Raw genomic sequence first — 24,589 nt, 5'->3', positions numbered from 1 at the left:
CCATGGATTCCAAGATCATGACCGTGCTCGGCGGCCGCGTGCTGGAGCTCGGGCCGCAGCCCGCACCGGATGGTCCCTACAAGCACTTCAAGCTGACGCGCGATGCGGATGGTGTCGCCTGGCTGCTGTTCGACCGCGCTGACGCCAGCGCCAACACGCTGTCTTCCGATGTGATGGAGGAGTTCGACGCCGTGCTCGCGGCGATCGAGACCGAGCGCCCCGCCGGTCTCGTCATCCGCTCGGCAAAGCCGTCGGGCTTCATTGCCGGCGCGGATGTCAACGAATTCCGCGGCGCGTCCGATCCCGACATGGTCGAGACGCGCATCCGCGCCGCGCACGCGGTGGTCGACCATCTGGAAGCGCTAAAGCTGCCGACGGTCGCGGTCATTCACGGCTTCTGCCTCGGCGGCGGGCTCGAGGTGGCGCTGGCCTGCCAGGCCCGCATCGCCATCGAGGGGGCGCGTTTCGGCTTCCCGGAGGTGATGCTCGGCCTGCATCCTGGTCTCGGCGGCACCGCCCGGTTCACAGCGCTGGTCAATCCGACCCAGTCGATGGCGCTGATGCTGACCGGCCGCACCATCGACGCGCGCCGCGCCAAGGCGCTCGGCCTCGTCGACACCGTGACGCAGGAGCGCCACGTCCAGGGCGCGGTGAAGGATGCGCTGTTCGGCCGTCTGAAGCGGGCCAAGCCCGGTCTGCTGACGCGCGCCGCCAATCTCGGGCCAGTGCGCGGCCTGCTGGCCAAGCGCATGCGCGCGGAGGCCGCGAAGGCCGCATCGCGCGAGCATTATCCCGCGCCCTATGCGCTGATCGATCTCTGGGAGACCGATGGCGGCAGCAAGTCCGCGATGCTGAAGGCCGAGCAGGCCTCGTTCGCCAAGCTGATGGTGACGCCGACCGCGCAGAACCTGATCCGAGTCTTCTTCCTGCGCGAGCAGATGAAGAAGGCGGCAGGCTCCGGCAACACGGTGAAGCAGGTCCACGTCATCGGCGCCGGCGCCATGGGCGGCGACATCGCGGCCTGGTGTGCGGGGCAGGGCTTTCGCGTCTCGCTCGCCGACATGAAGCCGGAGCCGATCGCAGGCGCGGTGAAGCGCGCGGCCAACCTCTACGGCAAGATCATCCGCAAGCCCACCGACGTGCGCGACGCGCTCGATCGCCTGATCCCCGACATGGACGGCGAGGGCGTCCGCAACGCCGATCTCATCATCGAGGCGGTGCCGGAGAAGCTGGAGCTGAAGCAGAAGGTCTATGCCGGGCTCGAGCCGCGGATGAAGCCCGGCGCGATCCTCGCGACCAACACGTCGAGCATTCCGCTCCAGGACCTGCGCACGACGCTGGCGCGGCCGGAGCGGCTGGTCGGCCTGCATTTCTTCAACCCGGTGTCGCGGCTGCAATTGGTCGAGGTCGTCAGCCATGACGGCAACGATACACAAGTACTCAAAGAGGCGCTCGCCTTCGTCGGCGCCATCGACCGCCTGCCGCTCGCCGTGAAGAGCTCGCCCGGCTTCCTCGTCAACCGCGCGTTGACGCCTTACATGCTGGAAGCGATGGTGATGCTGGACGAGAAGACGGACCAACGCCTGATCGACGCTGCGGCCGAGCAGTTCGGCATGCCGATGGGACCGATCGAGCTCGCCGATCAGGTCGGACTCGATATCTGCCTCGACGTCGGCGACATGCTGCGCACCAAATTCGGCGATCTCCTGCCGCCGACGCCGGCCTGGCTGCGCGAGAAGGTCACCAAGGGCGAGCTCGGCCGCAAGACCGGCAAGGGTTTTTACACCTGGAAGGATGGCAAGGCGGAGAAGACGCCGTTGCCGCAGACCGGTCCGCGCGTCACCGACCAGATGATCGACCGCCTGGTGCTGCCGATGTCCAACGTCTGCGTCGCGGCCCTTCGCGAAGGCATCGTCGACGATGCCGATGCAGTCGACGGCGCCATGATCTTCGGCACCGGTTATGCACCGTTCCGCGGCGGTCCGCTGAACTATGCGCGCATGCGTGGCGTCGAAAACATTGTATCCACTCTGGGCGCGCTGGCTGAACGATTCGGCGCGCGTTTCGCGCCCGATCCGGGCTGGGACAATTTCAAGTGAGCAATCTCGCGTGAGAGGGGCATGAACGAGCAAGCCACGACCGGCCCGAGCGGCGATCTCTGCATCCGCACGCTGGCGATGCCGGCCGACACCAATGCCAACGGCGACATCTTCGGCGGCTGGCTGCTCAGTCAGATGGACGTCGGCGGCGGCGTGTTCGCCTCGAAGGTTGCGCGGTCGCGCACCGTGACGGTCGCGATCGAGGCGATGAATTTTCGCAAAGCGGTCTATGTCGGCGATCTCGTCTCGGTCTATGCCAATCTCGTGCGCGTTGGGCGCACCTCGCTGACCGTGCATCTCGAGGCGTGGGCATTGCGGCGCAAGGAGCTGCATCCGTTCCTCGTCACCGACGGTCATTTCACCTACGTCTCGATCGACGACCACGGCCGTCCGCAGGCGATCCAGCGAAACGATCCGCCGATCGCGACGTAATCGCGCGCGGCGCTCTGCCTCATCTTGCGAGCTTTGCAGCGCCGCAAAACGCGGCACGAGCAAGTCACCCGCGTCGCGGCTTCGCCAAGAACCAGTCATAAAACGGATGAGGTCCCGGCGTACTCAATTGCGTGTCGATTCGGGGTGGAAACGGCCTCAAATGCCTAGGGAACCTTTGGGCAGGAGCACCGTTGTTTGCCCGCACTGAGGAATCCACGGACTATGCCGGACAGCTACATCATCGAAGTCGATTCGCAGACCGCAGGTATCGTCGTTCGTTCTTCTGGAGGCTACTGCTTCTTCGCCTCGTCGCACCGCTTCAACCGTCTCGAAGGCCAGCTCTTCCGCAACGCCCGCGAAGCCGAGCGCGCCGCGCGCAGGCTGGTGAACGGCGATGTGAAGGAGGCGGCGTAAGCACCTACCGCCGGTGATTTCGACGCGCGAGGCGTGGTCGGAATTTTTTGCCGCCCCTTCCTTCTCCCCCTGTGGGAGAAGGTGGCATAGGCCGCCTCCGGAGGCCTTAAGAGAACGCCGAAGCAAAGCTTCGGCTATGGCGCCGGATGAGCAGTATCTTTCGGTGCATTCAAAAATCAGAGAGGTGCTCGCTGAGGCAACCCCTCACCCGGCTTCGCTTTGCGAAGCCACCCTCTCCCACAAGGGGAGAGGGCAAGAACGTCATCACAACTTCGTCGCCGCCCGCGACAACAGCTTCCACTCGTCGCCCTGCTTCTGCCAGTTCATCAGGATGTGAAGGTTGGTCGATACTTTTTTCCCATCGGCCGCCATCTCCTGCTCGCCCAGCCAGTGGAAACGCACGATCGCTGCGGGGCCGACCACCTTGATGGTGGGATCCTTGTATTCGATCGACAGAAACTTCGACTTGCCGTCGGTCGCGTTGGCGACGAAGGTCGCCTTGTCCTCGACCTTGCCGCTGGAATGGCTGTAGCTCAGTTCCTCCGCGCACAGCGCGCCGAGCGCCTTGGGATCGGCCGCGATCTGGGCGAGGCGGAAGGCCTCGACCCTCTTCGCCACGGCTTCCTCGTCTGCCGAAGCGGCGAGCGCCGGCGTCGCGAACGCAAGCGCGGAGACGGCAAGAGTCGAGAGAGCCAGATCGCGTCGGTTGATCGTCATCGTTTCCTCCTTTTTGATCTTGCAACCAGTGTTGCAGTCGCGCGCGGCTTTGTCGAGTGTCACCTGCCAGTCATGTGGACGCGTCATTGCGCGATCGACGCCGTATTGATACGCCTTCCGCATCGATGCGTCGCGCATTTGGGAAAGTACGGAAATGATCGAGACCAGACACGATGGAATGGGCCGGGCGTTGTTGTTCGACATCGACGGCACGCTCGCCGACACCGACCCGTTGCACTTGAAGGCTTTCAACCAGGTGCTCGGCCCGCACGGACACGTCTTCGATCACGCACGTTTCTCCCGCGAGCTGCAGGGCTTCGCCAATGTCGCGATCGGCGATCGCTTTCTGCCCCACGAGGCGCCGGAGCGGCGCGCCCTGATCCTCGAAGAGAAGGAGGAGGTCTTCCGCACCCTGGTGGCCGGACAGATCGCACCGCTGCCGGGCCTGATGGCGCTGCTCGACCGCGCCGATGGCGCCGGCATTCCCATGGTCGCCGTGACCAACGCGCCGCGTCTCAATGCCGAGCTGCTGCTCTCCGGCCTCGGCATCACGCATCGTTTCAGGGCGCTCGTGATCGGCGCCGAGCTGCCGCATGGCAAGCCGCATCCGCTGCCCTATCAGGAAGGGCTGCGTTTCGTCGGCGCGAGGCCGCAAGCCTCGATCGCATTCGAGGACTCCCGCACCGGCGTGCAGTCCGCAACGGCGGCCGGCATTCCGACCGTCGGCATCCGCACCAGCCTCAGCCATGCTGACCTGGTTGGAGCAGGCGCGGTCGCCTCCGCCAGCGCGTTCGACGATCCGGACCTGATCGCACGTCTTGCAAGCGTCATGGCGTGGTAAGAAATGGCGTCGTGAGAACCTCCATCCGTTAACCGTGATCGGCATCCGCATTGACCGCAGGCACGAACCGCCGCACCATGCATCATCCTGATGTGAGGCCTTTGCCGTGACCGGACTGACCCATCGCCAAGCTGAAATCCTCAACATCGCGCGCGCCTCCGGCCGCGTCATGGTCGAGGAGCTCGCGCGCCGCTTCGAGGTGTCGGCGCAGACCATCCGCAAGGATCTCAACGATCTCTGCGAGCGGCGTTCGCTGACCCGCATCCATGGCGGCGCCATCATCGCCTCGGGCGTGGAAAACCTCGCCTATGAGGCGCGCCGCTTCGTCGCCGCCGACGAGAAGAAGGCGATCGGGGCGGCCGCCGCCTCGCTGATCCCGAACGGCTGCTCGCTGTTCATCAACATCGGCACGACGACGGAGGAGGTCGCGAGCGCGCTGACCTCGCATGAGGACCTGCTCGTCATCACCAACAACCTCAACGTCGCGATGCTGCTCTACCGCCATCCGCGGATCGAGGTGGTGGTCGCCGGCGGCACGGTGCGGCGCGCCGACGGCGCCGTGGTCGGCTCGACCGCGACGCAGCTGATCGGCCAGTTCAAGGTCGACTACGCCATCATCGGCGCGTCCGCGATTGACGAAGAGGGCGCGCTACTCGACTTCGACTATCGCGAGGTGCAGGTGGCGCAGGCCATCATTGCCAATGCGCGCAGCGTCATGCTGGTCGCCGATTCCACAAAACTCCGCCGCAGCGCACCGGTGCGCATCGCGCACATTACCCAGATCCAGACCTTCGTCACCGACCAGGAGCTGCCCGAGCGCCTCGCCACCATCTGCCACAGCAAGGGCATCGAGGTGGTCGAGGCGATGCCGAAGGGCGCGGATATCGACGATGCGCCGACCGACGGCCAGGACGCCGCACCGGAAGCCGCGCCAGTGGTGCGGCTGAGATAGCGGCTAAGCGTCGTCCCACGGGTTGAGCAGCGCAACGCCCGTCGGTTTGAAATCCTCTACGTTGCGCGTAACAACCGTCAAACCATGAACGAGCGCGGTTGCAGCAATGAGCGCGTCGCGCTCGGCGCGCGGGTTGGGAACGTGAAGTTGTGCGCAACGCTGCGCGACAGCCGTATCGATAGGCAGGATCCGACCCTCGAAGCGAGCCAGAATCTGGCTGTTGATCCAGCTGCGCAAGATGGCACCTTGCGCTGCGTCCCTGCGTTCGATCAGGCGTGCGCCAAGTCCGATCTCGAGAATCGAAATGACTGAGATGAAGAAGCTTGCTGCCGGAATTGCGCCTGCCCAGGCAACGACGTGCCGATCGGCCTTGTCCGGTCGCCTCAATTCGGAAATGAGATTGGTGTCCAGCAGGAACATCAGCCGAGATCAGCAGCCCTGAAGATGCCCTCGTCCACGCGAGGCGGATCGAAATCAAAATCCGCGTTCGTTTGCGCCAGAGCTTCCGCAAGGCTCATGTGTCCGCCGGTTAGGCGCAAGTAGTCCTCGATGGTCAGCAGGACATGGGCTGGACGGCCGCGGTCCGTAATGAAAACGGGTCCTTGCGATGCCGCTTTCTTGGCGCCGCTGGTGTCTTGATTGAATTCTCGGCTGGTCAGGGTGGTCACCATCGTCTGAGCCTCCAAGCCGTGGCCATGCTCCGCTCGGGAAGCTATGTAGGAATGTTGCTACATACAAGTGCAAAGGCGTGCCGGCCCACTGCCTGGATGCCGTTCGGTCGAGCTACTTGCCCCAAAATATATCCATCCACCTGCCGATTTCGCTGCCTCATTGCCCACCAAAAAAGTTCCGCTTTCGCTTCCTTTCGCCTCTCTTTCATCTTGCTTTCGTTTTCCGGTGTGATCTAATGAAAAGCGAAAGTAACCGCTCGATAACGGGCGGTCGCCGGGGGATGCGTCTGTTGGAGCGTATTTTCGATCTCGCCATCATTGGAGGCGGTGTTAACGGCTGCGGCATCGCGCGCGACGCGGTGGGCCGCGGCAACACGGTTTTCCTGTGCGAAATGAACGATCTGGCGAGCGGGACATCGTCCTGGTCGACCAAGCTCGTGCACGGTGGCCTGCGCTATCTCGAATATTACGAGTTCCGGCTGGTCCGCGAGGCGCTGATCGAGCGCGAGATCCTCTGGGGCATCGCGCCCCACATCATCCGCCCCCTGCGTTTCGTTTTGCCGCATCATGCCGGCCTGCGCCCGGCCTGGCTGCTGCGCCTCGGCCTCTTTCTCTATGATCACATCGGCGGCCGTCACCTGCTGCCGGCGACGCGCTCGGTCGATCTCAAGCGCGATGAGGTCGGCAAGCCACTGATCCCGAATCGCTACAGCCGCGCCTTCGAATATTCGGACTGCTTCGTCGACGATGCCCGCCTCGTCGTGCTCAATGCGCGCGATGCTGCCGACAAGGGGGCCGAGATCCGCACCCGCACCCGCGCCACCGAGATTCGCCAGTCGGACGGCCTCTGGACCGTCAGCATGGTCGACACGCTGACGGGCGCGCGCTCGCAGATCCGGGCCAAGGCGCTGATCAATGCCGGCGGGCCCTGGGTCGAGGACGTCCTCGGCCGCGGTGCCGGCGTGAATGCGAAAGCCAAGGTGCGCCTGGTGCAGGGCTCGCACATCGTCGTGAAGAAGCTCTACGACCACGACCGCGCCTACATGTTCCAGAATGCCGATGGCCGCATCATCTTCGTGATCCCGTACCAGGACGACTTCACGTTGATCGGCACCACCGACCGCGACTATGACGGCGATCCCGCCAAGGTGAGGGCGACGACTGAGGAGATCGAATATCTCTGCAAGGCGGCGAGCGAATATCTGGCCAAGCCGGTCGCGCCCGCCGACGTGGTCTGGACCTATTCCGGCGTGCGTCCGCTTTATGACGACGGCGCCAGCGAGGCCAAGGCCGCCACGCGCGACTACGTGTTCGAGCTCGACACGCCCGGCGGCGTGCCGCTGCTGTCGATCTATGGCGGCAAGATCACGACCTATCGCAGGCTCGCCGAGGAGGCGCTGGAGCGCCTTGCGCCCTATCTGCGCAGCGCGAAGGCGCGCGAGGGCTGGACCGGCAAATGGCCGCTGCCGGGCGGCGACATGAACGTATCCGACATCGACGGCCTGATCGCCGAGCTGCAGCGCGGCTATCCCTTCCTCAGCCATGCGCATGCGCGGCGCCTGGCGCGCGCCTATGGCACCCGCGCCACCAAGCTGCTCGGCGATGCGAAATCGGCTGCGGATCTCGGCCAGGCCTTTGGCGCCACGCTGACCGAACGCGAGGTCCGCTATCTCATGGCCAACGAATGGGCCGTCACCGCCGAGGACGTGGTCTGGCGCCGTTCCAAGCTCGGCCTGCGACTATCTGCCGACGAGATCGCGGCCCTCGACGACTGGATCAGGAGCCACGCGGTGGCGCAAAGTCCCCTGCTGGAAGCAGGAGGACGCTCATGACCGTGACGCTCGATCACGTGACCCGGACCGTCGAGGGCGTGCCGCACATCCGCGACGTCTCGCTGACGCTCGAGAGCGGTACGCTCAACGTGCTGCTTGGGCCGACGCTGTCGGGCAAGACCTCGATCATGCGATTGCTCGCCGGCCTCGACAAGCCGACCACGGGCAAGGTGTTCGTCAACGGCAAGGACGTCACCGGCGCCGATGTGCGCCAGCGCTCGGTCGCGATGGTCTATCAGCAGTTCATCAACTATCCCTCGCTGACGGTCTACGAGAACATCGCCTCGCCCCTGCGCGTGCAGGGCAAGCCGCGCGACGAGATCGAGGCGCGCGTGGCGGAGGCGGCAAAGCTGCTGCGGCTCGAGCCGTTCCTGAAGCGCACGCCGCTCCAGCTCTCCGGCGGTCAGCAGCAGCGCACCGCGATCGCGCGCGCGCTGGTCAAGGGCGCCGATCTCGTGCTGCTCGACGAGCCGCTCGCCAATCTCGACTACAAGCTGCGCGAGGAGCTGCGGGCCGAGCTGCCGCGCATCTTCGAGGCCTCGGGCGCGATCTTCGTCTATGCCACCACCGAGCCGACCGAGGCGCTGCTGCTCGGCGGCAACACGGTGTGCATGTGGGAAGGCCAGGCACTGCAGATGGGCGAGACGTCGAACGTCTATCGCCGCCCGCGGACCCTGCGTGTCGCCCAGGTCTTCTCCGATCCGCCGCTCAACCTGGTGGGCCTCGAGAAGGGGGATGGCATGGTTCAATATGCCGGCGGCAGCGCTGCACCGGCGTCCGGACTTTATGCGGGCCTTCCCGACGGCTTTTATCGCGTCGGCTTCCGCGCCCATCAACTCGGGCTTGCCAATGGCGAGGCCGACCGTCACGCCTTCCACGCCACTGTCACGGTGACCGAGATCACCGGTTCGGAGAGCTTCGTGCATTTGACCCGCGACGGATCGAACTGGGTTGCGGTGCTGCACGGCGTGCATGAGTTCGAGCCCGGCCAGATGCTCGATGCCGTGCTCGATCCCAATGACGTCTTCGTCTTCGATGCCGCCGACCGGTTGGTCGCGGCACCGGGCTCTTGAGAGGGAGATGCGCCATGGCCCGCATTGACCTCGTCGATCTCGCCCATTCCTACGGCGGCAACGATGCACCGCAGGAAAGCTTTGCGCTCAAGCCTGTCACCATGACCTGGCGGCAGGGCGGCGCCTATGCGCTGCTGGGCCCTTCCGGCTGCGGCAAGACCACGCTGCTCAACGTCATCTCCGGCATCATCACGCCGTCGCGGGGGAAAATCCTGTTCGACGGCAAGGACATCACACCGCTGTCAACCCAGAAGCGCAACATCGCCCAGGTGTTCCAGTTTCCGGTGATCTACGACACCATGACGGTCGGACAGAACCTGGCGTTCCCGCTGAAGAACCGCGGCGTGCCGAAGGCCGACATTGACAGGCGCGTCGCCGAGATCGGCCGCCTGCTCGACCTCGAGCCCTATTTGAACCGCAAGGCCACGCGCCTGACCGCCGACGCCAAGCAGAAGATCTCGCTCGGCCGCGGTCTCGTGCGTAACGACGTTGCCGCCGTGCTGTTCGACGAGCCGCTGACGGTGATCGATCCCGAGCTGAAATGGCAGCTCCGCTCCAAGCTGAAGGCGCTGCATCGCGAACTCGACCTCACGATGATCTATGTCACCCACGACCAGACCGAGGCGTTGACCTTCGCGGACACCGTGGTCGTCATGCATGACGGCCGCGTGGTGCAGAGCGGCACGCCGGCCGAGCTGTTCGACAAGCCGGCGCACACCTTCGTCGGCTACTTCATCGGCTCGCCCGGCATGAACATCCTGCCGGCGGAGGTGAGGGGGCGCGAGGCGCGCATTGGCGGTCACGTCATCGCGCTGAACCGCAGCTACGACAACCTGCCGGCCGGCGCGAAGATCGAGATCGGCGTCCGTCCCGAATTCGTCGAGGTGGTCGCGCCCGCGCCCGGCCTGCTCACCGCCAGGATCGAGCGCATCGACGATCTCGGCCGCATCCGCTTCGCGCGCGTGCGCGTCGGCGACGCCAAGCTCGCGGCGCGTGCCCCCGGCAGCTTCACCAGCGCGGACGGCACTGCCGGGCTGAGATTCGATCCGTCGCACGTCCACGTCTATGCCGACAGCCTTCTGGTGGAGGGAGCCGCCTGATGGACAAGACCGTCAACCAAAAAGCCTGGTTCCTGGTGCTGCCGGTGTTCCTGGTCGTCGCCTTCTCGGCGGTGCTGCCGCTGATGACGGTGGTGAACTATTCGATGCAGGACACCTTCGGCAACAACCAGTTCTTCTGGAACGGCGTCGGCTGGTTCAAGGAGCTGCTCGATCCCTCCACCGATCTCGGCGGCCGCTTCCTCGCCTCGCTCGGCCGCAACCTGTTCTTCTCGCTCGTCATCCTCGCCATCGAGGTGCCGCTCGGCATCGTCGTCGCGTTGTCGATGCCGCGCGAGGGGTGGACCGTCGCGGCCTGCCTCGTCATCCTCGCGCTGCCGCTGCTGATCCCCTGGAACGTGGTCGGCACCATCTGGCAGATCTTCGGGCGTCCCGACATCGGCCTGCTCGGCTACGTCCTCAACGCCATGGGCTTCGACTACAACTACGTCTCCAACGACGTCGATGCCTGGGTCACCGTCATCGTGATGGACGTCTGGCACTGGACCAGCCTGGTCGCGCTGCTCTGCTACGCCGGCCTGAAGTCGATCCCCGAAGCCTATTACCAGGCCGCGCAGATCGACGGCGCCTCGCGCTGGGCCGTGTTCAAGGCGATCCAGCTGCCGAAGATGAACCGCGTGCTGTTGATCGCGGTGCTGCTGCGCTTCATGGACAGCTTCATGATCTACACCGAGCCGTTCGTCGTCACCGGCGGCGGGCCCGGCAATTCCACCACCTTCGTGTCGATCGAGCTGGTCAAGATCGCGCTCGGCCAGTTCGATCTCGGCAAGGCCGCCGCGCTGTCGCTGGTCTACAACCTGATCATCCTGATCGTCTGCTGGATCTTCTACACCGTTATGACCAATGCCGGTGTGGAACGCAAAGTCCAGGCGGAAAGCGAGCCGGCGGTGGAGCCCAAGCCTTCGGCCGCGCTCAAGCCCGTGCCCGCACTCAAGCCTAGGGAAGGAGTGGCCTGATGCATTCGATCCCCGGCCGCCGCCTCATCATGGGGCTGTTCCTGGTCTTCCTGCTGCTGCCGATCTATTGGCTCGTCAACATGAGCTTCAAGACCAACAGCGAGATCGTCTCGACAATGACGCTGTGGCCGCACACCCCGACGCTGCAGCACTACAAGCGCATCTTCACCGACGAGAGCTGGTATTCGGGCTACATCAATTCGCTCGAATACGTCGTCCTCAACACCATCATCTCGATCGCCGTGGCGCTGCCGGCGGCTTACGCCTTCTCGCGCTACCGCTTCCTCGGCGACAAGCATTTGTTCTTCTGGCTGCTGTCGAACCGCATGGCGCCGGCCGCGGTCTATGCGCTGCCGTTCTTCAATCTCTATTCGGCGATCGGGCTGTTCGACACCCCCTGGGCGGTCGCGCTCGCGCACTGCATCTTCAATGTTCCGCTGGCGGTGTGGATCCTCGAAGGCTTCGTCTCCGGCGTGCCGCGCGAGATCGACGAGACCGCCTTCCTCGACGGCTATTCCTTCCCGCGCTTCTTCATCAAGATCCTGGTGCCGCTGATTGCGAGCGGCATCGGCGTTGCCGCGTTCTTCTGCTTCATGTTCTCCTGGGTCGAGCTGCTGCTGGCGCGCACGCTGACCTCGGTGCATGCAAAGCCCATTGCCGCGATCATGACGCGCACGGTCTCGGCCGCTGGCATGGACTGGGGCCTGCTGGCCGCCGCCGGCGTGCTCACCATCATTCCGGGCGCGCTGGTGATCTGGTTCGTCCGCAACTACATCGCGCGCGGTTTCGCGCTCGGCCGCGTGTAGGAGGCATCAATGGAATCCATCGCATGGATGGCCTGGACGCTGCCGACCGCGATCTTCTTTGCCGCGCTCGCGTGCACGCTGGCGGTGATGACCTGGCTTGCCGCGGTCTATCCCGAGGCCGAGCGTGTCGGCGTGCTGCGCATCCCGACCACGCGCGGCGACCGCCTGTTCATCTCGCTGATCGCGGCCGCCGTCATCCACCTCGCGTGGATCGGCCTCGTCGGCACCGACGCGGTCGCCACTCTGCCGGTCGGCGAGGAGGGGTTTGAGATCTCGAGCCTGTGGCTCGCATCAGGAATTTCGCTGGTCACGGCCGCGCTCATTTTCCGCACGGTCTGAAGCTTGCGAAGGGACGGCCAGATCCGGGACCAACCCGGGCCTGTATAAAAGTTTGTCGCTGCAACGGAGGAACAACATGCGACAGTTTAGGAGAAGGAAAGGTCCATTGACCAAGAATAGTTTTCTGACCATGTCCAGCGCCGCTGCGATCATCGCAGTGTCGTTCGCCGTCTCGGCGCCGGTTCGCGCCGCCGACGACGCCGTGATCCAGAAGTGGATCGCGGAATTCACGCCCTCGACGCTGTCGAAGGAAGACCAGAAGAAGGAGCTGGAGTGGTTCGCCAAGGCCGCCGAGCCCTTCAAGGGCATGGAGATCAACGTCGTCTCCGAGACGATCACGACTCATGAATACGAGGCGCAGACGCTCGCCAAGGCATTCTCCGAGCTCACCGGCATCAAGCTCAAGCACGATCTCATCCAGGAAGGTGACGTCGTCGAGAAGCTGCAGACCCAGATGCAGTCGGGCAAGAACGTCTATGACGGCTGGATCAACGACTCCGACCTGATCGGCACGCATTTCCGCTACGGCCAGACCATTGCGCTGTCGGACTACATGACCGGCGAGGGCAAGGACGTCACCAACCCCATGCTCGACGTCAACGACTTCATCGGCAAGTCGTTCGGCACCGGGCCGGACGGCAAGCTCTACCAGCTGCCCGACCAGCAGTTCGCCAACCTCTACTGGTTCCGCTACGACTGGTTCACCAATCCCGACTACAAGGCCAAGTTCAAGGCCAAGTATGGCTACGAGCTCGGCGTGCCCGTGAACTGGTCGGCCTATGAGGACATCGCCGAGTTCTTCACCAACGACATCAAGGAGATCAACGGCGTCAAGGTCTACGGCCATATGGACTATGGCAAGAAGGACCCCTCGCTCGGATGGCGCTTCACCGACGCCTGGCTGTCGATGGCCGGCAACGGTGACAAGGGCATTCCGAACGGTCTGCCGGTCGACGAATGGGGCATCCGCATGGAGGGCTGCCGTCCGGTCGGCTCTTCGGTGGAGCGTGGCGGCGACACCAATGGTCCGGCCGCAGTCTACTCGATCACGAAGTATCTCGAGTGGATGAAGAAGTATGCGCCGCCGCAGGCGCAGGGCATGACCTTCTCCGAGTCCGGCCCCGTGCCGTCGCAGGGTAACATCGCCCAGCAGATGTTCTGGTACACCGCCTTCACCGCCGACATGGTGAAGCCGGGTCTGCCGGTGGTGAATGCGGACGGTACGCCGAAATGGCGTATGGCTCCGTCGCCGCACGGCTCCTATTGGAAGGAAGGCATGAAGCTCGGCTACCAGGACGCCGGCTCCGCCACGCTGCTGAAGTCGACCCCGCCGGATCGCCGCAAGGCAGCCTGGCTCTATCTCCAGTTCATCGTCTCCAAGTCGGTGAGCTTGAAGAAGAGCCATGTCGGTCTCACCTTCATCCGTGAATCCGACATCTGGGACAAGTCGTTCACCGAGCGTGCGCCGAAGCTCGGCGGCCTGATCGAGTTCTACCGCTCGCCCGCGCGCGTGCAGTGGACCCCGACCGGCAACAACGTGCCCGACTATCCGAAGCTCGCGCAGCTGTGGTGGCAGAACATCGGCGATGCGTCGTCCGGTGCGAAGACGCCGCAGCAGGCGATGGATGCGCTGGCCGCTGCTCAGGACTCCGTGCTGGAGCGCCTGGAGAAGTCCGGTGTGCAGGGCGCCTGCGGTCCGAAGCTGCACAAGAAGGAGTCGGCCGAATTCTGGTTCGCCAAGGCCCAGAAGGACGGCACCATCGCGCCGCAGCGCAAGCTCGCCAACGAGAAGCCGAAGGGCGAGACGGTGGACTACGACACCCTGATCAAGTCGTGGCCCGCCACTCCGCCCAAGCGCGCATCGCTGCAGTAAGCGACGTCTCATAACCACGAAAGGCCGGGAGCAATCCCGGCCTTTTTTGTTTTGGTGGTGTGCTGCTTCCACACCCATCATTGCAAGCGCAGCTCGCAACGACGCGTTTGTTGAGAAAGGCGCCCACCACAACCACGGTGTGGTCCTGGCGAAGGCCAGGACCCATAACCACCGAACTTTGTTGTGGCGAACAACGGTGGCCTCGTCGCGCCAAGACAACGCCCACCGGGGAAATGGGTCCTGGCTTTCGCCAGGATGACGCGGGGAGACGGCGTAGTCGACCGCCCCTCCGCTTGACTCCCCATCACATCGAATTCATGATCAGCATAATGCGATTGAAGTAATCGTATAACGATTACTCGCGAAAGCCGTTTGGGCCAGCATTGGCCCGTTCCGGAGGCGGGTGGATGGCATTGATCGAGGCGTTCAGGCAGTTGCTGGGCGACACGGCCGTGCTGACGCGCGAGGAGGATCTCGCGGGTCTGACCGAAGATTGGCGCGGCCGGTTTCACGCCCCGGCGCTCTGTGCGGTCCTGCCTTCGACGACGGAGCAGGTCGCGGCGATCGTCCGTCTCTGTGTTGCCCATGACACGCCGGTGCTGCCGCAGGGCGGCAACACCAGCCTGTGCGGCGGCGCGACGCCATCGGGGCAGGGCAAGCCGCCTGTGATCGTTGCCCTGACGCGCATGCGCCGGATCCGCTCGCTCGATCCCGTCAACAATACCATGGTGGTCGATGCCGGCTGCGTGCTTGCGACCATCCAGGAGAGCGCGGCTGCCGCCGGCCGGCTTTATCCGGTCAGCCTCGGCGCTGAAGGCTCGTGCCAGATTGGCGGTAATATCGGCACCAATGCCGGCGGCACTGGCGTGCTCCGCTATGGCAATACGCGCGACAATGTGCTCGGGCTCGAAGTCGTGCTGCCGGACGGCTCGATCTGGGACGGCCTCTACGCGCTGCGCAAGAACAACACCGGCTACGACCTCAAGCATCTGTTTATCGGTTCGGAAGGCACGCTCGGCATCGTCACCGGTGCGGTGCTGAAGCTGCATCCGCTGCCGACGGCGGAAGCCGTCGCCTGGCTCACTGTCGACAGTCCGCATCGGGCGCTCGACGTGCTCGGGCTGTTCCAGGCGGCCTGCAACTCGCGGCTCTCCGCCTTCGAGCTGATGAATGCCAAACAGATCCAGCTCGTGCTGGAGCAGGTACCGGGCCGGCGCTGCCCGGTCGCAGAGATCGACACCTGGCACGTGCTCGTTGAACTCTCCGACACGGGCGATGCAGCCGCGCTCGCGGCGACGATGCAGGCGGTGCTCGAGCAGGCGCTTGAAGCGGGCCTCGTCAGCGACGGCGTCCTCGCGTCGAGCGAGGCGCAGCGCAAGGCGATGTGGCTGGTGCGTCACAGCGTGTCGGAAGCCAACAAGAAGGCCGGCGTCGGCCTGACCTCGGATACCGCCGTGCCGGTCTCCACCGTGCCTGCCTTCATCGACCAGGCCATGGCGGCTGTGCGCGCGATCGTGCCGGACCTGCCGTTCATCATCGTCGGCCACATGGGCGATGGCAACATCCATCTCATCCCCTTCTTCAGCTTCGCCGAATGGGACGCGCTGCCGGACCGCGACGTGACGGCGCAGAAGATCCGTCGCGCCATGAACGATGTCGCCAGCTCCTTGCGCGGCACCTTCAGCGCCGAGCACGGCGTCGGGCGCACGCTGACCGGCGAGATGAGCCGCTACAAGCCGCCGGTCGAGCTCGCTCTTATGCGGGCGGTGAAACAGGCGCTCGATCCGTCGGGTCTGTTCAATCCCGGCCGCGTTCTGCCGCCGTCATCGGCGCCTGAGGCGGCCCCAATTTCGCCGACCACCGCAACATCGTAGAGAGGGGACTGACATGACCAACGCATCGAAGCTCATTACTTCCCGCCGTCGTCTGCTGCTTGGCGCGGGAGCCGGCGCTGTCGCGCTGGCCGCGCCGTCCGTCTGGTCGCCGTCCCGTGCCGCGGGCAAGCGCATCGTCGTGCGCGACGACGGCGGCATCTACACCAAGGCCTATGGCGCGGTGTTCTATCGTCCGTTCACCGCAGCGACCGGCATCGAGGTCGTCGGCGTGCAGGCCAATGCCGAGCCGGTCGCGCAGATCAAGACCATGGTCGACACCAAGAACTACACCTGGGACATGGCCAAGATCTCCTGGCCTGCGATCGAGATACTGACTACCGGCGGCAAGCAATATCTGGAGAAGCACGGTCTCGAATCCGAGCCGGTCGTCAAGTCGATCCCGGCCGAATTTGCTTCGCCCTACGGTGTTGCCACCAACGTCTACACCACCGTGCTGGCCTACCGCACGGACGCATTCAAAGGACGCAAGGCACCGCAGTCCTGGGCTGATTTCTGGAACGTGGCGGAGTTTCCGGGCCGCCGCGCCGTGCGCAAGCATCCGTTCGACACGATCGAGCAGGCGCTGATGGGTGCGGGCGTGCCGACCGCGCAGGTCTACCCCTGCGATCTCGACAAGGCCTTTGCCTCGCTCGACAAGATCAAGTCGCAGGTCGCCGTGTGGTGGACCAGCGGCGCGCAGGTCGAGCAGATGCTGACCTCGGGCGAGATCGATCTGCTGCCGACCTGGGTGTCGCGTCCCCAGGCAGCCCAAGCAGCCGGCGCGCCGGTCGAGATCGTCTGGAATCAGGGCATCTGGGGCGGCGACAATTGGTCGATCCTAGCAGGCACGCCGAACGCCGATGCCTGCCGCGAGTTCATCAAGTTCGCTTCTGATCCGAAGCGCCAGGCGGCGCTCGTCGAATATTTCCCGGCCGGTCTCACGCAGCCGGAGGCCTTCAACTACGTCAAGCCCGAAGTCGCGAAGAACTGCCCGACCTACCCCGACAACATCAAGGCCGGGCTGAAGATCAACGCCAAATACTGGCTCGACAACCAGGCCGCCGTCATCGAGCGCTTCAACAGCTGGATCCTGGCTTGATCGGCAAGGGAGGCGCCAACGGATCGGAGCGGCCTATGGTCTCGTCGAGCCTGCGCATTCACGCGCTGTGCAAGCGCTATGGCGACTTCGTCGCGCTGGCGCCGACCAGCCTCGACGTCGCCAAGGGGGAATTCCTCACCCTGCTCGGCCCGTCGGGCTCGGGCAAGACCACGCTGCTCAGCCTGATCGCCGGGCTCGCCCATCCCGACGAAGGGCAGATCCTGATCGACGACACCGACGTCACGCGCAGCCCGGCCTATGCGCGCGACATCGGTGTCGTGTTCCAGAACTACGCGCTGTTTCCTCACATGACGATCGAGGACAACATCGCCTTTCCCCTCAAGATGCGGAAAGTCTCTGATGCGGAGGCGCGCCGGCGTACCGCCGAGGCGCTGGAGACGGTGCGCCTGCCGCACGTCGCAAAGCGTTATCCGCGCGAATTGTCCGGCGGTCAGCAGCAGCGCATCGCGCTGGCGCGCTGCATCGTCTATCGCCCCGCCATCATCCTGATGGACGAGCCGCTGGGGGCGCTCGACAAGAAGCTGCGCGACCAGATGCAGCTCGAGATCAAGCGCATCCATCGCGAGCTCGGCACCACGATCGTCTACGTTACCCACGACCAGGAAGAGGCGATGACCATGTCGGATCGCATCTGCCTGATGAACGCAGGCGCGATCGAGCAGCTCGGCACGCCGCAGGATCTCTACTTCCGGCCGCGCTCGGTGTTCGTCGCCGACTTCCTCGGCGAGTCCAACCTGCTCAGCGCCACCGTGCGCGGCGTCGACGGCGAGGGACTCGACATCGTCCTCACCGAGCAGCTTGCGGCCTCGCGCGCGGTCGGCAATGGCTCCCGGTTCGTCGCCGGCGAGCCGGTCAAGGTCATGGTGCGCCCGCAGAACCTCGTGGTCGGCGAGGGCGGCCAGCTGTCCGGCCGGCTTACGGACGTGATGATCAGCGGCAGCCTGACGCGGCTCTACATCGCACCGGAGACCGCGGACCTGCCCCAGCTCGTTGCTGCACATCCGACCCGCAGCGGAGCGGCGCCTTACGAGATCGGCCAGCGCCTGTCGCTCGGATGGCATGCGGCGGATGCCGTCGTCATCCATGACGGGAAGGGGGGCTGAGCTTGGCTGGCATGCGCGCGATATCGCAGAGGCTGGCCTGGACGCGGGCCGCAATGGGCGCGCCGCTGGTGCTGCTGCTCGTGCTGTTTCTGGTCTATCCCGTCGGCCAGCTGCTGCTGCTCAGCGTCTACGGCGACAATGGCTTCACGCTTGCGCAATATCGCCAGCTCTTTGCTTCGTCGGTCTATCTCGACGTTCTCCTGATCACGCTCAAGATATCGCTGGCGACCACGCTGGTCTGCGTCGTCACCGGCTATCCGATCGCCTATCTGATCTCGGTCGTCGGCAAGGAGCGTAAGGCGACGCTGCTGTTCTGGGTGCTGCTGTCGTTCTGGACCAGCTTTCTCGTTCGCGCCTTCGCCTGGATCGTGCTGCTCGGCCGCAACGGCGTCATCAACAAGCTCCTGCTCTCGCTCGGCATCATCTCGAGCCCCGCGAGCCTGCTCTACAATTTCGGCAGCGTCCTGGTCGGCATGGTCAATGCGCTGCTGCCGCTCGCCGTGCTGACCATGCTCTCGGTGATGGAGAATATCGACCGCACCCTGCCGCGCGCTGCCGCCACGCTCGGAGCGCGACCGGGCATGGCGTTCTGGAAGATCTATTTTCCGCTGTCGTTGCCCGGCGTTGCCGCTGCCGGAATCATGGTGTTCGTCACGGCGATCGGCTTCTTCATCGTGCCAGCGCTGCTCGGCGGGCGCCGCGAGACCATGATCACCCAGCTCATCATCGACCAGGTCCAGCAGACCATGAACTGGGGCTTCGCCGGTGCGATCTCGGTGCTGCTGCTGGTCGTCGTCCTCATCGTCTTTGCCGCCTATGACCGGCTGCTCGGCCTGTCGACCATGACGGGCGCATCGGCACCGCGCAATGCGAAGCCGTCGCGTCTGTCAGGCCCGGTCGTGCGGGCAGGCGATGCGCTGCTGACGCTGCTCGGCGCGATTTCCGACCGTATCGTTCTGCTATGGCCGTCACGCCGTCGCGACCGCAATCCCGATCAGGCCGGCATGGGCTTGCAGGCTTTTGTCTGGACCATGCTGCTCATCATCAGCGCCCCGACGATACTGATGATCCCGCTGTCATTCGGCACCGGCGGTCTGAATTGGCCGCCGCAGGGCTTTACCCTGCATTGGTACGAGACGGTGCTGAATTCGCCGGTCTGGACCCAGGCCATGCTGCGCTCGCTGCTGGTCGGCATCGGCACCGGTCTGCTCGCCATGCTGATCGGCACGCCGGCCGCGTTCCTGCTGGTGCGCAGCGATATCCGCGGCAAGGCGGCGTGGCTCGCCTTCATCCTGTCGCCGATCGTGGTACCGCGCATGATCATCGCAGTCGGCCTGTTCTACGTGTTCGCGCGCATGGGTCTCGTCGGCAGCGCCGTCGGCCTCATTCTCGGCCACACCGTCGTCGCCGTGCCTTACGTGGTCATGACCATGATGGCCGTGCTGCGCAATTACGACACGCGGCTAGATCAAGCTGCGCAGAGCCTCGGGGCGCGCCCGTTCGCGACGCTGCGTTACGTCACCTTCCCGATTCTCGGCGCCGGCATGATGTCGTCTTTCCTGTTTGCGTTTGCGACCTCGTTCGACGAGCTGACTATCGCGCTGTTTGCCACCGGCGGCCTCAACGCGACGCTGCCCAAGCAGTTCTGGGACGAGGTGACGCTTCAGGTTTCCCCCTCGATCGCCGCCGTCTCGACCTGCCTGTTCGTTTTCATGGGGCTTCTCATCTTCGTGGCCGAACGCCTGCGCCGGCGCGCCGCCGCGAGGTAGAAGCGCCACCGTCCAACCAGAGGTTCTCAAATCATGCTCACTGCCAATCGTCTCCGCGGCTTGTTCCCGGCCGTTCCGACCCCGGTCAAGGCCGACGACACCATCGATGCCGGCGCGGTCTCTTCCATGTTCACCTGGCTCAACAAGCAGGGTATCGACGGCGTGGTGCCGCTCGGCGGCACAGGCGAATACGGTGCGCTGGCTAGATCCGAGCGGATCAAGATGGCCGGTCTGTCGGCGAAGGCGATGGCCGGCAAGGGCCCCGTCATCGCAGGCGTGCTCGACACCGGCTTCCACGATGCCTTGCAGGCGGGCCGTGAATTCGCAGCCGAGGGCGTGGACGGCCTGCTGGTTCTTACGCCATATTATACCAACCCGACTCAGGCGGGCGTTCGCGACTATTTCCTGCGCTATGCCGATGCCTCGCCGGTGCCGATCCTGATCTACGAGATTCCCTATCGCACCCGGATCGCGATCGAGCCCAAGATCCTGCATGAGCTCTCCAGGCATCCTAACATCATCGGCATGAAGGCCTGCAATCTCGACATGTACCATTTCCTTCAGGTCGTGGCCGGCGTTGACGAGAGCTTTGCGGTGCTGAGCGGCGAAGACAGCCTGTTTCCGCTGCATCTCGCCGCGGGCGCGAGGGGCGGCATCATCGTGACCGCGTGCCTGTTGCCGCGCGCCTGGCGTCAGATCTTCGAAACAGCCACGGCAGGCAACACGGCCGAGAGCTTGAGCCTGCATCGCCGCTTGATCCCGCTGATGAACATGGCCTTTGCGGAGACCAATCCAGGACCGATGAAGGCGGTGATGGATATGGTCGGCGTCGAGGCACCGCGGATGCTGGCGCCGCTGGTGCAGCCGGCGCCGGCCCTGGTCGCCGCCTTGCGCGCCGAGCTCGGCCGGCAGCTGACGATCTCGGAGGGCATCGCATGAGAGGATGGCAGCATGGCGCGTAGCAGCCGCGTGAGCGGCGGCCGGCCTGCCAAGGCAAAGGCCGCCAAGATAGGCGACAAGACAAGCGCGAAGTCCGCGGCGAAGACGACTGACAAGGCGGACGAGCCGCGCTCGTCTCTGTTCGTCGGCTCGACCGAGAAGGCGTTCCAGGTTCTGCATGCCTTCGATGGGCCACGACGCTTCATGACACTTGCCGATATCGCGCGGGCCGCCAATCTCGATCGCAGCGCCACGCAGCGCCTGGTCTACACGCTGGAATCGCTCGGCTATCTCAAGCGGGTTGAGGGCACGCGCAACTACGGGCTGACGTCGAAGGTGCTGCAGTTCTCCCACAGCTATCTCAAGGCCAACGAGCTCATCGACAAGGCCTCGCCCTATCTTCTCGAGATGAGCCGCAATCTTGGCGAGACCTGTAACCTGCATGAACTCGACGGCCACGAGGTCGTGTTCGTGGCGCGCTTTCCCGGCCAGCACCTCATCCATATCGACTTCGTGATCGGAAGCCGGCTGCCGGCGTACTTCACGGCTTCCGGCATAGCCATCCTGGCGGCTCTTCCTGAGGCAGAGCAACAGGAGCTCTTGAAGCGTACGCGGCTTGAGCCACTCACGCCTTACACGATTACCGATCCGGATATGCTCATGAAGCAGGTGCACCTCGCCGCCAAGCGCGGCTATTCGATCCAGATCAACCAAAGCGTCATGGGCGATATTTCCGTCGCGGCGCCGATCATCGACGAGCACGGACGGGCCATCGCCGCGGTCAACATCTCCGTACCCACGACGCGCTGGACCACGGAGCGTGTCGAAGCCGAGCTCGTTCAGCATGTTCACGTCGCCGCAACCTCGATCTCGAAGTCCAAGTTCAAACGCTACGCGGCCTGAACGCCGATGCCGATGCTCCTCAATGCCAGCGACTATCGCCGCCGAGCGCGACGGTTCCTCCCGCGCGGCTTGTTCGAGTACATTGATCGCGGCTCGGAGGACGAAACGGCATTGACGCGCCTGCGGGCCTCGCTTGACGCCATTACCCTGCTGCCCACGGTACTGACGGGGCGCGACCGGCGCGATCTCGACACGGTGTTGTTCGGCCAAAGGCTCGCCGCGCCCCTCGTCGTCGCGCCAACGGCGCTCGCCGGTCTTGTTTCGCACGATGGAGAGACGAAGCTCGCCCGCGCGGCGTCGCGCGTCGGCATTCCCGTCTGCATCTCGACGCAATCGGTGACAACCGTGGAGACGATCCGGCGCGGCGCGCCGGATGCGCTGCTCTGGTTCCAGCTCTATGTCTGGCGCGATCGTGCCCTGACCGCACGCCTCCTGGAGCGGGCGAGCGCCTGCGGCTGCGACAACCTGCTCGTCACGGTCGATACGCCGGTCTCCCCGAACCGGGAGTATAATGAACGGAACGGTTTCGGCATTCCCTTCAAGCCGCGGCTGCGCAGCATGATCGACGTGGCACTGCATCCGGGTTGGTTGTTCGGGGTTCTCGCGCGCTATCTCATGGGCGAGGGTGTGCCGACCTACGGCCACTATCCGGATGCATTTCGCACCGCCATCACCCGCGCTGACATCGCCGAGTCGGTCCGGATCGAGCCGCGGCTGAGCTGGGACGACATGTGCTGGCTGCGCGAGATCTGGCCGGGCAAGCTCACCATCAAGGGCGTGCTTGCGGTGGAGGATGCCGAAAAGGCGGTCGAGATCGGCGCCGACGGCGTCGTGGTCTCGGTCCATGGCGGACGCAATCTCGACTGTCTGGCGACCCCCGTGGATTGCATTCCGGCGATTGTCGGTGCCGTGCAGGGGCGTCTGACGATTCTGGCCGACAGCGGCGTCCGGCGCGGCACCGACGTCCTGAAGTATCTGGCGCTCGGCGCGGAAGCTGTGCTTCTCGGCCGCTTGCCGCTGTGGGGTCTTGCGGCCGGCGGAGAGGCGGGCGCCGAAGCGGTCCTGCGCATGGTCCTGCGCGAGATGGATACCGCCATGGCTTTCCTGGGAGCGCATTGCGTTCCGGCCTTGCGGAATGGGCGCGCGAGTGAGCTACGGAACTAAGTTCAACTGCAACATTTGGAAAACCGCCATGTCCGTCAAATCAGCACCGCAGACGCATACCGCCAATGCCGATCTTGCCGGCGAAGTCGACAGGCTTCTCGCCGAGCTCGGCGTCAAGCGCTCCGACTATACGGAGGGCGCCATCGTCGTTCGTACGCCGATCACGGGCGGGATCATTGGCCGCGTCATGGAGATCGGCGCAGCCGAAGCTGCCGGCGTGATCGGACAGGCGCACGCGGCGTACCTCGGCTGGCGGCTGGTGCCGCCACCCAAGCGAGGGGAGCTCGTGCGGCTGTTCGGCGAGGAGCTCCGCGCCCGCAAGGCGGCTTTGGGCCGACTGGTGTCGATCGAGGTCGGCAAGATCGTCTCCGAAGGCCTTGGCGAGGTTCAGGAGATGATCGACATCTGCGATTTCGCGGTCGGCCTGTCGCGCCAGCTCTACGGCCTGACGATCGCAACCGAGCGCGGCGAGCATCGCATGATGGAAAGCTGGCATCCGCTTGGCGTCACTGGCATCATCTCCGCGTTCAATTTTCCGGTCGCTGTGTGGGCCTGGAACGCAGCCCTGGCGCTGGTGTGCGGCAACAGCCTCGTCTGGAAGCCGTCCGAGAAAACACCGCTGACTGCGCTTGCGACCCACGCCCTTTTTGAGCGTGCGGTCAAACGCTTCAACGAGGCTGGCGGGGATGCGCCGCAGGGGCTCGCGGCGGTGCTGTTCGGCGGCCGTGAGATCGGGGAGGTGCTCGTCGACGATGCGAAGGTGCCTCTGGTCTCGGCAACCGGGTCTACAGCAATGGGACGCGCGGTCGGTCCGCGGCTCGCCAGCCGGTTCGCCCGGGCGTTGCTCGAGCTCGGCGGCAACAACGCTGCGATCGTCGCGCCGACGGCCGACCTCGACCTCACGCTGCGTGGCGTTGCCTTTGCCGCGATGGGAACGGCGGGACAGCGTTGCACGACGTTGCGTCGCCTGTTCGTCCACGAGAGCATCTACGACAGCTTTGTGCCGCGCCTGAAGCAGGCCTATGCGTCCGTCACCGTCGGCTCGCCGCTGGAAGGCGGTAACCTGGTTGGTCCGCTTATCGACGGCGCGGCCTATCACGCGATGCAGCGTGCGCTCGAGGCTGCCAGCGCTGCCGGAGGTCAGGTCCAAGGTGGCGAACGCATTGCCATCGAAGGGGCCGCCGACGCTTACTATGTCCGCCCGGCGCTGGTCGAGATCGCGGCGCAGACCGGACCGGTTGAGCACGAGACCTTCGCGCCGATCCTCTACGTGATGAAATATCGCGATTTCGACGCCGTGCTCGAGTTGCACAACGCCGTTCCGCAGGGGCTGTCGTCGTCCATCTTCACCAATGATCTGCGCGAAGCGGAAACATTCTTGTCGGCGCGTGGCTCTGATTGCGGCATTGCCAACGTCAATATCGGCCCATCTGGCGCGGAGATCGGAGGCGCCTTCGGCGGCGAGAAGGAGACCGGCGGCGGACGCGAGTCCGGATCCGACGCGTGGAAAACCTATATGCGGCGAGCGACCAACACCATCAATTACGGTCGCACGCTCCCGCTGGCTCAAGGCGTCAAGTTCGACGTGGTATGA

General features: G+C 64.8%; 23 protein-coding genes. 20 read left to right on the top strand and 3 right to left on the bottom strand.

The window, feature by feature from the left end; all coding sequences use genetic code 11:
• Positions 1-2: 2 nt before the first annotated feature.
• The 3 genes from XI05_RS19065 (at position 3) to XI05_RS19055 (ending at position 2,945) form a co-directional block, all read left to right on the top strand.
• Positions 3-2,099 carry a 3-hydroxyacyl-CoA dehydrogenase NAD-binding domain-containing protein gene (locus XI05_RS19065; RefSeq protein ID WP_271504488.1) on the top strand — a complete coding sequence of 699 codons (2,097 nt, stop codon included), beginning with the start codon at positions 3-5 and terminating at the stop codon, positions 2,097-2,099.
• A 21-nt stretch (positions 2,100-2,120) separates the two neighbouring features.
• A complete protein-coding gene (locus XI05_RS19060; RefSeq protein WP_027577195.1) occupies positions 2,121-2,531 on the top strand; it encodes an acyl-CoA thioesterase in 411 nt (136 codons plus the stop codon).
• 222 nt (positions 2,532-2,753) lie between these two features.
• On the top strand, positions 2,754-2,945 hold the full coding sequence (locus tag XI05_RS19055; RefSeq protein WP_036013862.1) for a hypothetical protein: 192 nt from the start codon (positions 2,754-2,756) through the stop codon (positions 2,943-2,945).
• A gap of 264 nt (positions 2,946-3,209) precedes the next feature.
• Here XI05_RS19055 and XI05_RS19050 read toward each other — a convergent pair whose 3' ends face one another.
• Positions 3,210-3,662: a nuclear transport factor 2 family protein gene (locus XI05_RS19050; protein WP_271504486.1), complete on the bottom strand. Its 453-nt coding sequence runs from the start codon at positions 3,660-3,662 to the stop codon at positions 3,210-3,212.
• A 154-nt stretch (positions 3,663-3,816) separates the two neighbouring features.
• On the opposite strand from XI05_RS19050, the gene XI05_RS19045 reads away from it, so the two are divergent.
• Together XI05_RS19045 and XI05_RS19040 are read left to right on the top strand one after the other, a co-directional pair.
• Positions 3,817-4,503, top strand: a complete 687-nt coding sequence (locus tag XI05_RS19045) for an HAD family hydrolase (RefSeq protein ID WP_271504484.1) — start codon at positions 3,817-3,819, stop codon at positions 4,501-4,503.
• Between the two features lie 106 nt (positions 4,504-4,609).
• On the top strand, positions 4,610-5,455 hold the full coding sequence (locus XI05_RS19040) for a DeoR/GlpR family DNA-binding transcription regulator (RefSeq protein ID WP_172785859.1): 846 nt from the start codon (positions 4,610-4,612) through the stop codon (positions 5,453-5,455).
• A 3-nt stretch (positions 5,456-5,458) separates the two neighbouring features.
• On the opposite strand, the gene XI05_RS19035 is transcribed toward XI05_RS19040, so the two are convergent.
• The gene (locus XI05_RS19035) at positions 5,459-5,875 is read right to left on the bottom strand and encodes a type II toxin-antitoxin system VapC family toxin (protein ID WP_271504482.1); all 417 of its coding nucleotides are present in this window, start codon (positions 5,873-5,875) and stop codon (positions 5,459-5,461) included.
• Positions 5,875-6,126 carry a type II toxin-antitoxin system prevent-host-death family antitoxin gene (locus XI05_RS19030; protein WP_271504479.1) on the bottom strand — a complete coding sequence of 84 codons (252 nt, stop codon included), beginning with the start codon at positions 6,124-6,126 and terminating at the stop codon, positions 5,875-5,877. The genes XI05_RS19035 and XI05_RS19030 overlap by 1 nt, the downstream gene beginning before the upstream one ends.
• A gap of 281 nt (positions 6,127-6,407) precedes the next feature.
• On the opposite strand from XI05_RS19030, the gene glpD reads away from it, so the two are divergent.
• From glpD to amaB, 15 genes are all read left to right on the top strand, one after another.
• Positions 6,408-7,958, top strand: coding sequence for a glycerol-3-phosphate dehydrogenase (gene glpD, locus XI05_RS19025; protein WP_271504478.1), 1,551 nt, complete (start codon positions 6,408-6,410; stop codon positions 7,956-7,958).
• Positions 7,955-9,031, top strand: coding sequence for an ABC transporter ATP-binding protein (locus XI05_RS19020; protein ID WP_212259020.1), 1,077 nt, complete (start codon positions 7,955-7,957; stop codon positions 9,029-9,031). The genes glpD and XI05_RS19020 overlap by 4 nt, the downstream gene beginning before the upstream one ends.
• A 14-nt stretch (positions 9,032-9,045) precedes the next feature.
• On the top strand, positions 9,046-10,131 hold the full coding sequence (locus tag XI05_RS19015; RefSeq protein ID WP_271504476.1) for an ABC transporter ATP-binding protein: 1,086 nt from the start codon (positions 9,046-9,048) through the stop codon (positions 10,129-10,131).
• Positions 10,131-11,105, top strand: a complete 975-nt coding sequence (locus XI05_RS19010) for a carbohydrate ABC transporter permease (protein WP_212259022.1) — start codon at positions 10,131-10,133, stop codon at positions 11,103-11,105. Before XI05_RS19015 ends, XI05_RS19010 begins: the two co-directional genes overlap by 1 nt.
• Complete coding sequence (locus XI05_RS19005) at positions 11,105-11,911, top strand: carbohydrate ABC transporter permease (protein ID WP_260372166.1); 807 nt, start codon at positions 11,105-11,107, stop codon at positions 11,909-11,911. Before XI05_RS19010 ends, XI05_RS19005 begins: the two co-directional genes overlap by 1 nt.
• Positions 11,912-11,920: 9 nt before the next feature.
• Positions 11,921-12,250 carry a DUF2160 domain-containing protein gene (locus XI05_RS19000; protein WP_271504474.1) on the top strand — a complete coding sequence of 110 codons (330 nt, stop codon included), beginning with the start codon at positions 11,921-11,923 and terminating at the stop codon, positions 12,248-12,250.
• A 130-nt stretch (positions 12,251-12,380) separates the two neighbouring features.
• Positions 12,381-14,123, top strand: coding sequence for an ABC transporter substrate-binding protein (locus XI05_RS18995; protein WP_271504892.1), 1,743 nt, complete (start codon positions 12,381-12,383; stop codon positions 14,121-14,123).
• Between the two features lie 407 nt (positions 14,124-14,530).
• Positions 14,531-15,997 carry an FAD-binding oxidoreductase gene (locus XI05_RS18990; RefSeq protein WP_271504471.1) on the top strand — a complete coding sequence of 489 codons (1,467 nt, stop codon included), beginning with the start codon at positions 14,531-14,533 and terminating at the stop codon, positions 15,995-15,997.
• A gap of 13 nt (positions 15,998-16,010) precedes the next feature.
• Positions 16,011-17,096, top strand: a complete 1,086-nt coding sequence (locus XI05_RS18985; protein WP_271504467.1) for an ABC transporter substrate-binding protein — start codon at positions 16,011-16,013, stop codon at positions 17,094-17,096.
• Between the two features lie 35 nt (positions 17,097-17,131).
• Positions 17,132-18,220, top strand: coding sequence for an ABC transporter ATP-binding protein (locus XI05_RS18980; RefSeq protein WP_271504891.1), 1,089 nt, complete (start codon positions 17,132-17,134; stop codon positions 18,218-18,220).
• Positions 18,221-18,231: 11 nt separating this feature from the next.
• Entirely contained in the window at positions 18,232-19,989 is a 1,758-nt protein-coding gene (locus XI05_RS18975; RefSeq protein ID WP_271504461.1) for an ABC transporter permease subunit, read from the top strand.
• Between the two features lie 33 nt (positions 19,990-20,022).
• The gene (gene dapA, locus XI05_RS18970) at positions 20,023-20,928 is read left to right on the top strand and encodes a 4-hydroxy-tetrahydrodipicolinate synthase (RefSeq protein ID WP_271504459.1); all 906 of its coding nucleotides are present in this window, start codon (positions 20,023-20,025) and stop codon (positions 20,926-20,928) included.
• 12 nt (positions 20,929-20,940) lie between these two features.
• Complete coding sequence (locus XI05_RS18965) at positions 20,941-21,831, top strand: IclR family transcriptional regulator (RefSeq protein WP_271504456.1); 891 nt, start codon at positions 20,941-20,943, stop codon at positions 21,829-21,831.
• Between the two features lie 12 nt (positions 21,832-21,843).
• Positions 21,844-22,995, top strand: coding sequence for an alpha-hydroxy acid oxidase (locus tag XI05_RS18960; protein ID WP_271504453.1), 1,152 nt, complete (start codon positions 21,844-21,846; stop codon positions 22,993-22,995).
• A gap of 28 nt (positions 22,996-23,023) precedes the next feature.
• A complete protein-coding gene (gene amaB, locus XI05_RS18955; protein ID WP_271504450.1) occupies positions 23,024-24,589 on the top strand; it encodes an L-piperidine-6-carboxylate dehydrogenase in 1,566 nt (521 codons plus the stop codon).

Origin of the sequence: Bradyrhizobium sp. CCBAU 11357, from assembly GCF_028128865.1 — a bacterium.
Classification (GTDB): domain Bacteria; phylum Pseudomonadota; class Alphaproteobacteria; order Rhizobiales; family Xanthobacteraceae; genus Bradyrhizobium.
Note: the sequence above shows the minus strand (reverse complement) of the source record. Positions and strands in the feature narration are given on the sequence as shown.

Coding starts and splice junctions, on each gene's coding strand:
- XI05_RS19065 (WP_271504488.1), top strand. CDS start 3: ATGGATTCCAAGATCATGACCGTGCTCGGCGGCCGCGTGCTGGAGCTC.
- XI05_RS19060 (WP_027577195.1), top strand. CDS start 2,121: ATGAACGAGCAAGCCACGACCGGCCCGAGCGGCGATCTCTGCATCCGC.
- XI05_RS19055 (WP_036013862.1), top strand. CDS start 2,754: ATGCCGGACAGCTACATCATCGAAGTCGATTCGCAGACCGCAGGTATC.
- XI05_RS19050 (WP_271504486.1), bottom strand. CDS start 3,662: ATGACGATCAACCGACGCGATCTGGCTCTCTCGACTCTTGCCGTCTCC.
- XI05_RS19045 (WP_271504484.1), top strand. CDS start 3,817: ATGATCGAGACCAGACACGATGGAATGGGCCGGGCGTTGTTGTTCGAC.
- XI05_RS19035 (WP_271504482.1), bottom strand. CDS start 5,875: ATGTTCCTGCTGGACACCAATCTCATTTCCGAATTGAGGCGACCGGAC.
- XI05_RS19030 (WP_271504479.1), bottom strand. CDS start 6,126: ATGGTGACCACCCTGACCAGCCGAGAATTCAATCAAGACACCAGCGGC.
- glpD (WP_271504478.1), top strand. CDS start 6,408: ATGCGTCTGTTGGAGCGTATTTTCGATCTCGCCATCATTGGAGGCGGT.
- XI05_RS19020 (WP_212259020.1), top strand. CDS start 7,955: ATGACCGTGACGCTCGATCACGTGACCCGGACCGTCGAGGGCGTGCCG.
- XI05_RS19015 (WP_271504476.1), top strand. CDS start 9,046: ATGGCCCGCATTGACCTCGTCGATCTCGCCCATTCCTACGGCGGCAAC.
- XI05_RS19010 (WP_212259022.1), top strand. CDS start 10,131: ATGGACAAGACCGTCAACCAAAAAGCCTGGTTCCTGGTGCTGCCGGTG.
- XI05_RS19005 (WP_260372166.1), top strand. CDS start 11,105: ATGCATTCGATCCCCGGCCGCCGCCTCATCATGGGGCTGTTCCTGGTC.
- XI05_RS19000 (WP_271504474.1), top strand. CDS start 11,921: ATGGAATCCATCGCATGGATGGCCTGGACGCTGCCGACCGCGATCTTC.
- XI05_RS18995 (WP_271504892.1), top strand. CDS start 12,381: ATGTCCAGCGCCGCTGCGATCATCGCAGTGTCGTTCGCCGTCTCGGCG.
- XI05_RS18990 (WP_271504471.1), top strand. CDS start 14,531: ATGGCATTGATCGAGGCGTTCAGGCAGTTGCTGGGCGACACGGCCGTG.
- XI05_RS18985 (WP_271504467.1), top strand. CDS start 16,011: ATGACCAACGCATCGAAGCTCATTACTTCCCGCCGTCGTCTGCTGCTT.
- XI05_RS18980 (WP_271504891.1), top strand. CDS start 17,132: ATGGTCTCGTCGAGCCTGCGCATTCACGCGCTGTGCAAGCGCTATGGC.
- XI05_RS18975 (WP_271504461.1), top strand. CDS start 18,232: ATGCGCGCGATATCGCAGAGGCTGGCCTGGACGCGGGCCGCAATGGGC.
- dapA (WP_271504459.1), top strand. CDS start 20,023: ATGCTCACTGCCAATCGTCTCCGCGGCTTGTTCCCGGCCGTTCCGACC.
- XI05_RS18965 (WP_271504456.1), top strand. CDS start 20,941: ATGGCGCGTAGCAGCCGCGTGAGCGGCGGCCGGCCTGCCAAGGCAAAG.
- XI05_RS18960 (WP_271504453.1), top strand. CDS start 21,844: ATGCTCCTCAATGCCAGCGACTATCGCCGCCGAGCGCGACGGTTCCTC.
- amaB (WP_271504450.1), top strand. CDS start 23,024: ATGTCCGTCAAATCAGCACCGCAGACGCATACCGCCAATGCCGATCTT.